The sequence below is a fragment of the Streptomyces sp. NPDC127119 genome (assembly GCF_042677425.1).
Classification (GTDB): domain Bacteria; phylum Actinomycetota; class Actinomycetes; order Streptomycetales; family Streptomycetaceae; genus Streptomyces.
The window spans coordinates 1-14,726 of record NZ_JBHXTO010000123.1 but is presented as its reverse complement, the minus strand read 5'-3'; the positions used below and the strand labels follow the sequence as shown (position 1 = coordinate 14,726).

General features: G+C 71.3%; 12 protein-coding genes and 1 rRNA gene. 5 read left to right on the top strand and 8 right to left on the bottom strand.

Annotated elements, in window-relative coordinates:
• Positions 1–27: 27 nt before the first annotated feature.
• The 7 genes from ACFVH5_RS34590 to mtnA all read right to left on the bottom strand — a co-directional run bounded on the left by ACFVH5_RS34590 (position 28) and on the right by mtnA (position 8,766).
• A complete protein-coding gene (locus ACFVH5_RS34590; RefSeq protein ID WP_385837632.1) occupies positions 28–774 on the bottom strand; it encodes a response regulator in 747 nt (248 codons plus the stop codon).
• A 233-nt stretch (positions 775–1,007) separates the two neighbouring features.
• Positions 1,008–1,700: a ribosome hibernation-promoting factor, HPF/YfiA family gene (gene hpf, locus ACFVH5_RS34585; protein WP_384815642.1), complete on the bottom strand. Its 693-nt coding sequence runs from the start codon at positions 1,698–1,700 to the stop codon at positions 1,008–1,010.
• Between the two features lie 314 nt (positions 1,701–2,014).
• Positions 2,015–2,869, bottom strand: coding sequence for a ComF family protein (locus ACFVH5_RS34580; protein ID WP_385837631.1), 855 nt, complete (start codon positions 2,867–2,869; stop codon positions 2,015–2,017).
• Positions 2,870–3,008: 139 nt separating this feature from the next.
• Positions 3,009–4,862 carry an LpqB family beta-propeller domain-containing protein gene (locus ACFVH5_RS34575; protein ID WP_385837630.1) on the bottom strand — a complete coding sequence of 618 codons (1,854 nt, stop codon included), beginning with the start codon at positions 4,860–4,862 and terminating at the stop codon, positions 3,009–3,011.
• Positions 4,852–6,921, bottom strand: a complete 2,070-nt coding sequence (gene mtrB, locus ACFVH5_RS34570; RefSeq protein WP_385837629.1) for an MtrAB system histidine kinase MtrB — start codon at positions 6,919–6,921, stop codon at positions 4,852–4,854. Before mtrB ends, ACFVH5_RS34575 begins: the two co-directional genes overlap by 11 nt.
• Position 6,922: 1 nt before the next feature.
• Positions 6,923–7,612, bottom strand: coding sequence for a two-component system response regulator MtrA (gene mtrA, locus ACFVH5_RS34565; RefSeq protein WP_188114266.1), 690 nt, complete (start codon positions 7,610–7,612; stop codon positions 6,923–6,925).
• Between the two features lie 8 nt (positions 7,613–7,620).
• Positions 7,621–8,766, bottom strand: coding sequence for an S-methyl-5-thioribose-1-phosphate isomerase (gene mtnA, locus ACFVH5_RS34560; RefSeq protein ID WP_385837628.1), 1,146 nt, complete (start codon positions 8,764–8,766; stop codon positions 7,621–7,623).
• 140 nt (positions 8,767–8,906) lie between these two features.
• On the opposite strand from mtnA, the gene ACFVH5_RS34555 reads away from it, so the two are divergent.
• From ACFVH5_RS34555 to ACFVH5_RS34535, 5 genes are read left to right on the top strand one after another with little or no spacing between them, the layout of a single operon-like run.
• The gene (locus tag ACFVH5_RS34555; RefSeq protein ID WP_385837627.1) at positions 8,907–10,310 is read left to right on the top strand and encodes a hypothetical protein; all 1,404 of its coding nucleotides are present in this window, start codon (positions 8,907–8,909) and stop codon (positions 10,308–10,310) included.
• Between the two features lie 4 nt (positions 10,311–10,314).
• Entirely contained in the window at positions 10,315–11,010 is a 696-nt protein-coding gene (locus ACFVH5_RS34550) for a DUF4129 domain-containing protein (protein WP_385837626.1), read from the top strand.
• Positions 11,007–12,227: a DUF4350 domain-containing protein gene (locus tag ACFVH5_RS34545; protein WP_385837624.1), complete on the top strand. Its 1,221-nt coding sequence runs from the start codon at positions 11,007–11,009 to the stop codon at positions 12,225–12,227. The genes ACFVH5_RS34550 and ACFVH5_RS34545 overlap by 4 nt, the downstream gene beginning before the upstream one ends.
• A complete protein-coding gene (locus tag ACFVH5_RS34540; protein ID WP_385837623.1) occupies positions 12,224–13,225 on the top strand; it encodes an AAA family ATPase in 1,002 nt (333 codons plus the stop codon). Before ACFVH5_RS34545 ends, ACFVH5_RS34540 begins: the two co-directional genes overlap by 4 nt.
• Positions 13,225–14,535 carry a DUF58 domain-containing protein gene (locus ACFVH5_RS34535; protein WP_385837621.1) on the top strand — a complete coding sequence of 437 codons (1,311 nt, stop codon included), beginning with the start codon at positions 13,225–13,227 and terminating at the stop codon, positions 14,533–14,535. The genes ACFVH5_RS34540 and ACFVH5_RS34535 overlap by 1 nt, the downstream gene beginning before the upstream one ends.
• Positions 14,536–14,633: 98 nt before the next feature.
• Here the strand turns inward: ACFVH5_RS34535 and rrf are convergent.
• A 5S ribosomal RNA gene (gene rrf, locus ACFVH5_RS34530) occupies positions 14,634–14,726 on the bottom strand; the annotation flags it as partial.

The following is a 14,726-nucleotide window of genomic DNA, read 5'->3' as shown; positions in this document are numbered from 1 at the left end:
CCCCGCCCGCCCCAACCCGCTCAGACCTCAGCGAATCTCAAGAATCTTCTCCCGCATCGCGTACACAACCGCTTCCATCCGCGAGTGCAACTGCAACTTCTCCAAGATGTTCCGCACATGGTTCTTCACGGTGTTCTCGGAGATGAACAACTCCTTGGCGATATCCCGGTTGTTCATCCCGGTGGCCACGAGCTTCAAAACCTCCAGCTCACGATCGGTGAGCCGAGGCGCCGGCACAAGCCGCCGCTCATCCGTGCGCTGGATCATCGACTTGAACTCGGTCAGCAGCTTCGACGCCATCGAAGGACTGATCTGCGACTGCCCGTCGGCCACCGCGCGAATCGCCGTGGCCACTTCGTCCGTGGAGATCTCCTTCAGGAGATACCCCGTGGCCCCCGCCTTGATCGCGTCATAGAGGTCGGCTTCCTCGTCACTGATCGTCAGCATGATGATCTTCGCGCTGGGGGCGACCTCCTTGATGGAGGTGCACGCCTCGATCCCGCCGCGCTTCGGCATCCGTACATCCATCAGCACGATGTCGGGCAGCAGATCGGCGGCCTTGTCGACCGCCTCCGCCCCGTCCCCCGCCTCCCCGACGACCTGGATGTCCTCCTCGGCGGCGAGCACGATCTCCAGGCCGCGGCGGAAGAGGGCGTGGTCGTCCACGACAAGCACCCGGATGGGCTCCTTGCCCAGGGAGCCCGCGTCCGGGCCCATGCCGACGACGCCGTCGTCGGCATCTTCGTCACGCATCGGTCCGAAGCTGTCCGCCATGGTTCCTCCCCCTGAAGGCCGTGGCCTGTGTTCCTGTGCCATCACCAACCCCGCGCAACGACACACCGGTTGAGGCCGGTACAGCCATGATTTCATGCCCGGACGACAACGGGATGACAGAGCGGGGCACTGAGGGGTCGCACACCGGTGCCCCTGGGGGCGCACAAGCACTCCAGGGGCACCGGCTGAAGCCGTCCCCCCGGCCGAGGGCCGGGGGAGCTCACCGGTCGGGGTCAGCCACCCAACGCCCCGCCGGGCGGGGCCTGCTGCGCCTCGGCGACCATCGGGTCGGTGTTGAGGTGGATGACGCCGTAGTCGTACGCGTGCCGCCGGTAGACGACACTCGGTTCCTTGGTCTCGGAGTCGACGAACAAGTAGAAGTCGTGCCCGACCAGCTCCATCTCGTAGAGCGCCTGGTCGAGCGTCATCGGGGACGCGACGTGGGTCTTCTCGCGGACGACGAGGGGGCCGTCACCCTTCACCTCGAGGGAGCCGATCTTCTTGGTCGGCACCGCCTCGGGCTCTTCGTCGTGGACGACACTGCCGTTCCCGTCGAGCGTCGCCGCGTCCGGGACGTGGTCGGCGACCTCGGAGGCCGAGATCCTGCGGGCGCCGCGGCGCGTGTACCGCTTGTCGTGCTGCTTGCGCAGCCGTGCTTCCAGCTTGTCCGCCGCCAGGTCCAGCGCCGCGTACGGATCGCTTGCCGCTGCCTCCGCCCGGATCACCGGACCGCGGGAGTGAAGCGTGATCTCCACTCGGTCGGAGCGGTCGGCCTGCCGGGGGTTCAGCTCCTTGGACACCTCGACGTCTAGGCTGATCACCTTGCCATCGAGCTTCTGGATCTTCTCCAGCTTCAGCTTCTCGGCCACGTGCTTGCGGAACCGCTCGGGCACCTCGGTCTTGCGGCCCTTGACGACGATGTCCACGCAGAACTCCGTTCCCGGATCGCTCCGCATCGACGGCGGAGCATCTCCCTTTTGCACCAGGCTCCAGCGCGTCCCGGAGCCTCGGACTCGGTGACTTCCACCTCCTCCTCCCCCGCGGGGAAGATCTCCACCCCACTGTCCCGGGTGAAAGAGAAAACCCACGGCGCGGCATTCCGATATGCAAGGGTCGGCGTCCGCCATTCCCTCACAACCGAACATATCTCGCCTGGACGGATGTCGTCACCCTCTACTGCGGCGTACCTCCATTCAGGTGAATGGGACCTCTCACTACCTGCAACGACGCAACTTCTCTGTCAGTTCCGGTTTATTTCGAAAGAAGCTGGAGATGCCGCGACCACTGCCGCGCCAACCCCGTCATCCGCGCTGTTCGCGCCTCCCTTTTCCCTGACCGCTTCTGCTCGGCCTACACCTGTCATCGGTGCCTGTCTCACCCCATCTCCCGTCGTTCCAGGTGTTACCCGTCCGTAGAATCCGTCTTTTTCCGGGAGAACGGCCCTCAGCGCCCGCGCCGCCTCGGCCAAGGACGCGCCCGTCGTCATCAGGTCGTCGACGAGAACGACCCGCCCACCGCCGGCCAGCATCCGTGCACCACCCGGGCCCACCTCCAGCGCACCGGCCAGATTGTCCAGCCGCTGCCGTGAGTCGAGCCCCGACTGGTCGGCCACGGCACGCCGCTGGCGCAGCACGGACGCCACCCGGGCCGACGTCCCGGACCGCCGCAGCCCGGCCGCCGCGGCGAGCGCGATCCGCCGCGCCGGGTCGTGCCCGCGCGCCCGCACCGCCCACCGCGCCGACGGCACGGGTACGAGCAGCACCGGCGCCCCGGAGCCCGCAGCCCCGGCCGCCCGTCCGCCGGGCCCGAGTCCGGCCCGTACAGCCCCCGCCAGCGCCGCGCCCAGCGGCCCGGCGAGCATCAACGCCCCCCGTTCCTTGTGGGCGAGGAGCGCCGCCCGCACCTGGTCCTCGTACGGAGCCGCGGCGTGCACCACCGGCAGCCCCGGCGGCTCCGGGTCCGGTCGTACACGGCTCGGCGCGTCCCCGGTCAGAGCGGCACGGCACTTTGGGCAGAGCACCGTGCGAGGCCGTCCACAGCCTCCGCACTCGGCCGGAAGCACCAGGTCGGTGAGGTCCTGCCACCACCCCCGCATGCCCACCACTCTGCCAAATCCCGAAGCGCCCGGGCCAGCCCTGTGGACAACTACCTGTGGACAACTCCTCGCACACGTCAGCACGTTGTCCCCCACACGAGGGACGAGGGCAGCGTCGTACCGGAACGGCCCGCGGAACTCAGCCCGGATAGACCGGCGCCATCCCCGTCTTGACCACCGTCTGCCACTGCGAACCGCTCGACAGCCGCACGATCCCGTCCTCCGAGTGCGCCACCAGCGGCAGCCGTTCGTCCTCGGAGGCGGCGATCTCCTTCACCCCGGTGAGCGCGGAGGGGGCCGGACCGACCGGCGTGGAGCCGTCGACCTGGACGTACTGGATCTGCTGCACGCCGCGGGCCTCGCGCCCGACGACGACCAGCCGGCTGTCGCCGGCCCAGGACATGGCCGTGACCTCCTCCAGCTGCGGTGCCACGGTGCTCAGTTCATGGATCGCGACGGTGTCCTTCCCGCCCGCGCCCTCGGATTCCCCGCGTTCGATCCGTCCCATGAGCAGGGTCGTCCGCTTGCCGTTGCTCACCATGAGCGCGATCCGCACCCCGTCCGCGGCGACCCGCACCGCCTCGATCCGCCCCTCCAGACCGGGCGTCGAGACCACCAGGGGGTCGCCCGCGCCCTTCGGCAGCAGGAGCAGCCGGGAGTCCTTCGGCCCGCGGTCGGCCACCCACAGATCGCCGCTCGCGTCCCAGCTGGGGGTCGTCAGCCCGTCGTCCTGCGAGGTGGCCTTGCTGCGCAGCACGGCTTCCCCGAGCGAGCCCCCGGACGCGAGCGACCCGACGTACATCGAGCGCCCGTCGAGCGAGACCCCCGCGGCGGTGTCCTCGTCCCGCGAGACGGCGGCCGCCCGCAGTTCCTTGCCGCCGTCGCCGAGGGCGCCGGGCACCGGCTCGGGCTCCTGCTCGCTGCCTGCCCCCGGTATCCGGACCAGCCGCTTCTCGCCGTCGATGAAGTACTCGTACTCGGCGCGCTTGGCCGGACCGTGGACTACGTAGACCTCTGCCTGGTTGTTGTTGATCACGCACGACTGCGTGCCGTCCGAACGCTGCAGCTCCACCTCGTCAATGCCCGTGGGCGTCAGATCCTGGAGCGTGAACAGGATCTGGGCGGCCATCTCCGTGCACTTGGACTGCCCGACCCGGTCGGCCTTGGCGTTCAGCGGCACCGTCAGCCGGTTCTGGTCGTCGGGCGTCAGCGACTTGACGCCCTTCTTCAGCGCCGTACCGGTGGGGAAGCTCGACCTGACCACCGGCTTGAGCCAGCTCGTGGGCCCCTTGAGGACCGAGCGGACCATCTGCGTCACCGGGTCCACCTGCTCCCGTACGTAGACGGGGTCGGCGACCGCGCCGAGCTGAACGCCGGTCCTGCCCTGCGTGTTCGAGGCGAAGTAGTACTTGTTGACGGACTCGTAGTTGCGCTGGAAGTCGGACATCCCCATCACCAGACCGGCCGGCAGGGCGTCGATGCGCCACTCCTTGGCACCGTCCGTGGTCTTCTGCTCCGAGAGGTGCACGATCTCGCTGTACGCCCCCTCGGCGGGCCTGTAGGCGAACTGCGAGTCCACGGTGGCGACCTTGGTGCCGATCAGCGAGTACGCGTAGTCGCCGGTCGCCTCCCTGCTGCCGCTGTGCTCCGCGACGGTGTTGGGGCCGTCCGCGAGCACCGTCGTCGACGCGTTCGGACGCCACTTCTTCGACGCGCCCTCGGTCAGGTACTTGCGGGCCGTCTCGAATCGCGGGTCGTCGCTGGTCAGCGCTTCGAGGAAGCCCTGGACGATCTCCTCGGGCTGCGCGTTCTCCCGCGGGGGCATGGCGAAGACCCTGACCTGCGCGTCCGGCCGCTGGGATGCCTCGACATCGCGCAGGTCCCCTTCGTCCGGCATCGACGCGCACCCGGCCAGCAGTACGGTCCCGCAGGCGGCGTACACCACCCCACGTGCCGGACGCCGACGGCCGCCCCGATCGCGGTCAGCGCCCACGAGACCCCTCCCCATGCTTGAGCTGTTCCGGCTGCCCGCCGGTTTCCGGGCCGTCCTCGGACGGCGCCTCTTCCGGCGTTTCCCCCGGTGCCGTGACCGGCCCTCTGGTCTCCGCGGCGGGCCGCGGCACCACGCGCGCCCCGCTGCCGGGCAGCGCCGCCGGATCCACCGCGCCCGCCACCCTGGGGTCGCGCGACGGCATCGGCGGCACGGCCCGCTCGGCGGGCTGCGCCGGCACCGTGGCCAGCTTCTGCGTGCCGCCCAGGGGCAGCCCCGCGTCGTTCAGGCCGCGGTTGCGCCGCGAGTCCTTGGGCTCCAGCGGTATCGGCGAACCCCGCAGCGGCTCGTCGGCCGTCCGGGGCACCGTCAGCCGGAACTGCGAGCCCCCGCCGGGTTCCCCCCACGCCTGGAGCCAGCCGCCGTGCAGCCGCGCGTCCTCCAGGGCGATGGACAGGCCCAGGCCCGTACCGCCGGTGGTACGCGCGCGTGCCGGGTCGGCCCGCCAGAAGCGGCTGAACACCCGGGTCGCCTCACCGGGCTTGAGCCCCACTCCGTAGTCGCGCACCGCGACCGCGACGGCCCCGCCCGCGGACGCGAGCTTGACCACGACGTCCTTGCCCTCGCCGTGCTCCACGGCGTTGACCACGAGGTTGCGCAGCACCCGTTCCACCCGCCGGGCGTCCGCCTCGGCGACCACGGGCTGCTGGTCGCCGACGACCCGTATCCGTGTGCCCTTGCGCTCGGCGAGCGGCTCGGCCCCGCTGATGACCCTGCGCACGACCTCCCGCAGGTCTATCGGCTCGGCCTCCAGGGCCGCCGCGCCCGCGTCGAAGCGGCTGATCTCCAGGAGATCCGCCAGCAGCGTCTCGAACCGGTCCAGCTGGTCGGCGAGCAGTTCGGCCGACCTGGCGGTCATCGGATCGAAGTCCACGCGCGCGTCGTGGATGACGTCGGCCGCCATCCGTACGGTCGTCAGCGGCGTACGCAGCTCGTGCGACACGTCGGACACGAACCGTCGCTGCATCCGCGACAGGTCCTCCAGCTGCTGGATCTTCAGCTGGAGGTTCTGCGCCATCTTGTTGAAGGCCTCACCGAGGCGCGCGATGTCGTCCTCACCGGTGACCTTCATACGTTCCTGGAGGCGCCCCGCGGACAGCCTCTCGGCGATCCCGGCGGCCATCCGTACGGGCGTGACGACCTGGCGCACCACGAGCCAGGCGATCGCCCCGAGCAGCACCACGACGAACAGTCCCGCCGTCGCGAGGGTCCCCTTGACCAGGCTGAGGGACTTCTCCTCCTGCGTGAGCGGGAAGAGGTAGTACAGCTGGTACGGGTCGCCCTTGGGGTCGTTGACCTGCGTACCGATGATCAGCGCGGGCTGGGAGTCCTGGCCGTTGGTGTACGAGATGCGTGTGTAGCTCTGGGCCGTGCCCGTGCCCGCGTCGACCCGCTCACGCAGGTCCTGGGGCACGCTGAGGCTCCAGTCCACGAAACCCGACGCACGCGGGCCCAGGCCCCGGCTGCTGGTGTCCGCGGAGGTGGTGCTGAGCGTCACGACGCTGAACGCGCCCTGGCCGCCGCTGGAGAGCGACTCCACGAGGGAGCTCATCCATCCGCTGACGTTCTGGACGGGGTTCTCGTTCGGGCCGGAGCGGTCGTCGCCGCCCGCGCCCGCCGCGCTGTCGGCCTCCTGCTTGGCGACCGTGAACCCGCCCGTGGCCTGGCTCTGCGAAGCCTTCACCTTGGCGTCCAGCAGGCCGTTGCGCACCTGCCCGATCACGACGAAACCCAGCAGCAGGACGACGCCCAGCGACATCAGCAGGGTGGTGGCGACGACCTTGAGCTGGATGTTGCGCCGCCACAGCCGCATGACCGGCAGCAGCGGACGGCGCACCCAGCGCATGAACAGCCGAAGGACCGGGCTGCCCTGGACTCCGCCCTGGAGCAGCCCGCCCTCGACGAACCGTCCCCAACGGGAGCCCGTCATCTTCCCGCCGACAGGCCGCCCCGAGCGGACCCCCGGCTCACCGGGCGCCGAAGCGGCACTGTCCCGGGACACGTCAGCTCGGTCCGGCCTTGTAACCGACACCACGGACGGTCACCACGATCTCCGGGCGCTCCGGGTCCTTCTCGACCTTGGAGCGCAGCCGCTGCACATGGACGTTCACCAGACGGGTGTCCGCCGCGTGCCGGTAGCCCCACACCTGCTCCAGGAGCACCTCACGCGTGAACACCTGCCACGGCTTGCGGGCCAGCGCCACCAGCAGGTCGAACTCCAGCGGGGTGAGCGCGATCGAGGCGCCGTCCCGCTTCACAGAGTGACCGGCCACGTCGATGACCAGATCGCCGATCGCGAGCTGTTCGGGCGCCGGTTCCTCGGACCTGCGCAGCCTGGCCCGGATCCGGGCCACCAGCTCCTTTGGCTTGAACGGCTTCACGATGTAGTCATCCGCACCCGACTCAAGGCCGACCACGACATCGACGGTGTCGCTCTTCGCTGTGAGCATCACGATCGGTACCCCGGACTCCGCCCTGATCAGGCGGCACACCTCGATGCCGTCCCTGCCGGGAAGCATCAGGTCCAGGAGCACCAGGTCGGGCTTGCTCTCACGAAAAGCGGCCAGCGCCTTGTCGCCGTCGGCTACGAAAGACGGCTCAAAACCTTCACCACGCAACACAATGCCGAGCATCTCGGCCAGTGCGGTGTCGTCATCGACGACAAGGACTCGTCCCTTCATAAACGACATCATCCCATTAACTAAATCGTTACCTGGCGTGACCTGTCACACAGCTCCGCGAGCGCCTCGGTCGTCACGGGCGACACGACGCCCTCCTCGGTGACGATCGCCGTCACCAACTCGGGCGGCGTCACGTCGAACGCCGGGTTGTACGCCTGGGTCCCCAGGGGTGCCACCGGTATCCCGCCTCCCGCTTCGACTCCCGCCACGGGCACCAGGGGTGCTGTGATCTCTGTCACTTCATGACTGGCACGCTGCTCGACCTCGATCGATGCTCCGTTCGGCGTGTCCGGGTCCACCGTCGTCAACGGCGCCACCACGATGAACGGCACATGGTGGTACTTGGCCAGCACCGCGAGCGGATAGCTCCCCACCTTGTTCGCCACCGAACCGTCGGCGGCGATCCGGTCCGCTCCGATGAGCACCGCATCCACCTCTCCCGCCGAGAACAATGACCCGGCAGCGTTGTCCGTGAGCAAGGTGTACGCCATTCCGGCCCGCGCCGCCTCATACGAGGTCAGGCGAGCACCCTGCAGCAACGGACGCGTCTCGTCCACCCAGAGTCTGCGCAGCCGCCCCACCCGGTGCGCCGCGAGCGCCACGGCGAACGCCGTGCCCTCCCCGCCCGACACCAGCGCGCCGGTGTTGCAGTGCGTGAGAATCCGGTGGTTTCCCCCGGGCAGCAGTTCGTCGAGCAGCGTCAGCCCGTGCACGGCCATACGCCCGCTGGCCTCGGCGTCTTCCGCGTGGAGCGTCCGCGCGGCAGCCAGCGCGGCAGCCGCGGCCTGCTCCTGGCCGCCACCGGCCCGCAGCACCGCGAGGTGGGCCTCCTGGGCCCGGCGGACTCCGTACGAGAGGTTCACCGCGGTGGGCCGCGCACTCGCGAGCGAGGCAGCCGCCCCGTCCACGTCGAACCCGCGGGCCGCGGCGAGCGCGACCCCGTACGCCCCCGCGATGCCGAGGAGCGGTGCCCCGCGCACGGCGAGCGAGCGGATCGCCTCCACCAGCGCGGACGCGTCCGTGCACACCAGCTCGACCTCTTCGGCGGGCAGCCTCGTCTGATCGAGGAGGACCAGCACGGGTCCCTCCGGCGGCTCGTCCCACCGGATCGCAGGTATCTCGATGGGCCGGTTGTCCTCGCGGATTTGCGCGTACTGATCAGCCATCTGCTCAGTCTGCCCCGTACGGGGCAGACAATTGAAGGTGTGCAGCCCATACGGCGGCCGGTCACTTCCCGGCCGCACCGTGGCACGATGGCAGCCAACCTGCCGCCGCGACCGCGGGCGGGCACCGTGAAGGAGCGACGATGAACGACACTCCGGGCTGGGCATCGCCCGGATCTGCCCCCTCCGACGGGCAGAACGGACAGGAGCCGACACCTTCCGGCCCTGCCCGGCCCACCGACCGGCCCGCGTCCACCGAGCCCGCGGGCGAACCGGGTCAGCCCGGCCCCGCCCCGTCCGGCCCGGGCCCGAAGTGGTCCAAGGAGCAGCCTCCGCCCGCCCAGTGGCCCTCGCCCGGCGGCGGCCCGCAGGGCACCCCGCCCCAGGCCCCGCCACCACCGCCCGGCCCCGGCTGGGGCGGCCAGCCCCCCGCGGGCCCCGGCGGATACGGCGGCCCCGGCGGATACGGAGGTCCCGGTGGCTACGGCGGCGGCTACGGACCGGGCCCGGGCGGCCACCCCGGCTGGGGCGGCGGCTGGGGCGGACCCCCGCCCGCGGCCAAGCCCGGCGTGATCCCGCTCCGCCCGCTCGGCGTCGGGGAGATCCTCGACGGCGCGGTGTCGACCATGCGCACGCACTGGCGCACGGTCCTCGGAATCTCGCTGACCGTCGCGGTCTTCACCCAGATCCTCGTGATCCTGCTCCAGGGCCTCGTCCTGGACGACAGCGCCAGCACGGACGTCCTCAACGACCCGAGCGCCACCGCGGGCGAACTGTCCCGCGCCATGGGCGACACCCTGCTGAACTCCGGCGTCGTCCTGCTGATCACCCTGCTCGGCACGATCGTCGCGACGGCCCTGCTCACGACCGTGACCAGCCGCGCCGTCCTCGGCAAGTCGGTGACCACGGCCGAGGCCTGGCGCGACGCCCGGCCCCAGCTGCTCAAGCTCTTCGGCCTGACCTTCCTGCTGCCGCTCATCGCGGCCGCGATCGTCGCCGTGGGCATCCTGCCCGGCGTCCTCCTCGGCCTCGCGGGCGGCGGTGACGGCGCCGTCGCACTCGGTGCCCTCGGCGGCCTGGCCGCGACCGTCGTCGCGCTCTGGATGATGATCCGCTTCTCCCTGGCCTCGCCAGCCCTGATGCTGGAGAAGCAGAGCGTCTGGAAGTCGCTGGGCCGCTCCGCGAAGCTGGTCCGCGGCTCCTGGTGGCGGGTCTTCGGCATCCAGCTCCTCGCCACGATCATCGCGAACATCGTCGCGTCGATCATCGTGATCCCGTTCGCCTTCCTCGCCTCCGCACTCAGCGGAGACGGCATCGGCAGCCTCCTCGACAGCGGCACGGGCGACCTCGGCTGGACGTTCCTCATCGTGAGCGGCATCGGCTCGGTGATCGGCTCCATGCTCACCTTCCCGATCACCGCCGGCGTCACCGTGCTCCTGTACATCGACCAGCGCATCCGCCGCGAGGCCCTCGACCTCGACCTGGCCCGCGCGGCCGGCATCCAGGACCACGGTTCCGGCGCACCGGGCCCGACTCCGGGGAGCTGACGGAGTGGGCCTGGCGGGGGGAGTTCTCACTGCGGTACTGGCGCTGCCACGCGCCGACGGCGAACCACCGGTGACCGTCCCGCGCGATCCCGCGCGGGAGGCCGCCCGGCGCGAACTGTCGAAGCGCATGTACCACGAGAACGACCCCAGCCTCCTCCGCCGGGCCCTGGACGCCTTCTGGAAGTGGGTCGGCGAACTGCTCGACACGGCCTCCTCGGCCACCCCGGGAGGCGGACTCGGCCTCCTGGTCGTCGTCCTGGCGGTCGTGGCGCTCATCGGCGCCCTCTGGTGGCGTCTCGGCTCCCCACGCCGGGGCCCCACCTCGACCGTCCCGCTCTTCGACGACCGGCCCCGCAGCGCCGCCGAGCACCGCGCCGCCGCCGAGGCACACGCGGCCCAGGGCCACTGGAACCAGGCCGTCCAGGAACGCATGCGCGCCGTCGTCCGCTCCCTGGAGGAACGCGCCCTGCTCGACCCCCGCCCCGGCCGCACCGCCGACGAGGCCGCCGCCGAGGCGGGCCGCACCCTGCCCGCCCACACGGACCGGCTGCGCGCCGCGGCACGGGACTTCGACGACGTCACGTACGGCGGACGAACCGCCACCCCCCAGACGTACCACCGCCTCGCCCAGCTCGACCAGGACCTGGAACGCACCCGACCGGTCCTCACCAGCAGCGCAGGCCGGGGGGCCGCCACATGACACCCGAGGCCCCCACCACCCCCACGCCGGCTCCGACCGCCCCGCCCTCCACCTCGGACTCGCCCACCGTCCGCCAGGTGTGGACCCGCGCGCGCGGTGTCGTTCTCGCGTTCGTGATCCTCCTGGTGGCCGCCGTCACCATCGCCGTCGTACGCTCCGGCGCCCAGCACGGCAGCCTCGACCCGCGCTCCGCCGACCCCAAGGGCAGCCGGGCCGTCGCCGAACTCCTCGCCGACCGGGGCGTGTCCACGCGCGTGGTCACCACCCTGGCCGAGGCGAGCGCCGCGACCGGCCCCGACACGACACTCCTGGTCGCCCGCCCCGACCTGCTGACCGACCGCCAGCAGGACCGTCTGCACTCCGCGTACCAAAACTCCGGCGGCCGCACCGTCCTCGTCGCCCCCGGCGTCCCGTCCGTCGGCGCCCTCGCCCCCGGAGTCGACGCGGACCCCGTACCCAGCTACAACTCCACGCTCTCGCCCCACTGCGCCCTGCCCGCCGCCCGACGGGCGGGCACCGCCGACACGGGCGGCATCCGGTACGCGACGGACACACCCGGCGCCGACACCTGCTACCCCAGCGACGGCCTGCCCACCCTGCTGCGCCTGCCCGCCTCCGAAGGAGACGGCGACACCGTCGTGCTCGGCGCGCCCGACATCCTGCAGAACGAGCGCCTCGACCAGCAGGGCAACGCCTCCCTCGCCCTTCAACTCCTCGGTTCCCGCACCCACGTGGTCTGGTACCTCCCCTCTCTCTCCGACGACTCGGCCACCGACGCCGGCGACAGCAGCTTCCTCGACCTGGTCCCCTCCGGCTGGCTCTGGGGCACGCTGCAGCTCTTCATCGCCGCACTGCTGGCAGCCCTCTGGCGTGCCCGCCGCCTCGGCCCGCTCGTCCCCGAGCGGCTCCCCGTCGCGATCCGCGCCTCCGAGACCGTCGAAGGCCGCGCCCGCCTCTACCGCAAGTCCAACGCCCGCGACCGTGCCGCGGGAGCTCTGCGCTCCACCACCCGCACCCGCCTCGCCCCCCTCGTCGGCGTGTCCCCCGCTCAGGCGCACGCGCCCGAAGCCCTGCTCCCCGCCCTGTCCGCCCGGCTCCGCCAGGAAGGACAGGCCCTGCACTCCCTGCTCTTCGGGCCGCCGCCCCGCGACGACGCGGCCCTCATCGCACTCGCCGACCAACTCGACGCCCTCGAAAGAGAGGTACGCCGTCCATGATGGCCCCGACCACTGACAACGCCGGGAACACCGGGACCACCGGGGACGCAGCCGCCGCCCGCGCCTCCCTGGAAGCCCTGCGCGCCGAGATCGCCAAAGCCGTGGTCGGCCAGGACCCCGCAGTGACCGGCCTCGTCGTCGCCCTCCTGTGCCGCGGACACGTCCTGCTGGAGGGCGTCCCCGGAGTGGCCAAGACCCTGCTCGTACGGGCCCTCGCCTCCGCACTGGAACTCGACACCAAGCGCGTCCAGTTCACCCCCGACCTGATGCCCAGCGACATCACGGGCTCCCTCGTCTACGACGCCCGCACCGCGGAGTTCTCCTTCCAGCCCGGCCCGGTCTTCACGAATCTCCTCCTTGCGGATGAGATCAACCGCACCCCTCCGAAGACCCAGTCGTCCCTCCTGGAGGCCATGGAGGAACGCCAGGTCACGGTCGACGGCACCCCGCGCCCGCTCCCCGAGCCGTTCCTGGTCGCCGCGACCCAGAACCCGGTCGAGTACGAGGGCACGTACCCCCTCCCGGAAGCACAGCTGGACCGTTTCCTCCTCAAGCTGACGATCCCGCTCCCGTCCCGCCAGGACGAGATCAACGTCCTCACCCGTCACGCCGAGGGCTTCAACCCCCGTGACCTGCGCGCCGCCGGCCTACGCCCCGTCGCCGGCCCGGCCGACCTCGAAGCCGCCCGCACGGCCGTCGCCAAGACCGCGGTCTCCCCCGAAATCACCGGCTACGTAGTGGACATCTGCCGCGCCACCCGCGAATCGCCGTCCCTCACCCTCGGCGTCTCCCCCCGTGGCGCGACGGCGCTCCTGGCCACGGCCCGCGCCTGGGCCTGGCTGACGGGCCGCGACTACGTCATCCCGGACGACGTGAAGGCCCTCGCTCTACCGACCCTCCGCCACCGCGTCCAGCTCCGCCCGGAAGCCGAGATGGAGGGTGTGACGGCCGACTCGGTCATCAATGCGATCCTCTCCCACGTCCCCGTCCCCCGCTGATGGCCCTCACCGGCCGCACCGCCCTCCTCGCGGCCCTCGGCACCCTCCCCGTGGGCATCTGGGAACCCAGCTGGACGGGCATCCTCGCCGTCAACGCCCCCCTGGCCCTCGCCTGCGCCTGCGACTTCGCCCTGGCCGCACCGGTACGCCGTCTGGGCCTGGCCCGCTCCGGCGACACCTCCGTACGCCTCGGCGAGACCGCCGACGTCACCCTCACGGTCACCAACCCGTCGGGCCGTCCGCTGCGCGCCCGCATCCGCGACGCCTGGCCTCCGAGCAGCTGGCAGCCGGGCACGGAAGTCACGGCGTCCCGCCACCGTCTGACGGTCCCTCCGGGCGAGCGCCGACGCGTCACGACCCGTCTGCGCCCCACCCGCCGCAGCGACCGCCGGGCGGACCGCGTCACCATCCGCTCGTACGGTCCTCTGGGCCTCTTCGCCCGCCAGGGCAATCACAAGATCCCGTGGACGGTACGTGTCCTGCCGCCCTTCACCAGCCGCAAGCATCTCCCCTCGAAACTGGCCCGTCTGCGTGAACTCGACGGCCGCACCAGCGTGCTGACTCGCGGTGAGGGAACCGAGTTCGACAGCCTGCGCGACTACGTCCCCGGTGACGACACCCGCTCGATCGACTGGCGGGCCACCGCCCGTCAGTCGAGGGTCGCCGTACGCACCTGGCGTCCCGAACGCGACAGGCACATCCTCCTGATCCTCGACACGGGCCGCACAGCCGCGGGCCGCGTCGGGAACGCCCCCCGCCTCGACGCCTCCATGGACGCGGCCCTGCTTCTGGCGGCGCTCGCATCCCGCGCCGGCGACCGGGTGGACCTGCTCGCCTACGACCGGCGGGTACGTGCCCTGGTACAGGGCCGTGCCGCAGGCGATGTCCTTCCTTCGCTGGTCAACGCCATGGCGCACCTCGAACCGGAACTCGTCGAGACGGATGCCCGCGGTCTCACCTCCACCGCGCTCCGCACGGCCCCGCGCCGCTCACTGATCGTGCTCCTCACGACCTTGGACGCGGCCCCCATCGAGGAGGGCCTGCTTCCCGTACTTTCCCGCCTCACCCAGCGCCACACGGTCCTCGTCGCCTCGGTCTCGGACCCGCACATCGAGCGCATGGCCACGGCCCGGGGAAACACGGAGGCCGTGTACGAGGCCGCAGCAGCGGCACAGGCGCAGGCGGAACGTCACCGCACGGCGGAACAGCTGACGCGTCACGGTGTCACTGTCGTGGACGCGACCCCGGACAACCTGCCGCCGGCTTTGGCGGACGCATACCTGGCTCTCAAAGCCGCGGGCCGTCTCTGAACCTGCTTCTCCCTTCCACGGAAAGGGAGAACGCATGACTGGAGGCAAACGCAAAAAAGCCCCCGCACCGAAGTGCGGGGGCTTTTCCGTCAATAATAGTTCGGCGGCGTCCTACTCTCCCACAGGGTCCCCCCTGCAGTACCATCGGCGCTGTAAGGCTTAGCTTCCGGGTTCGGAATGTAACCGGGCGT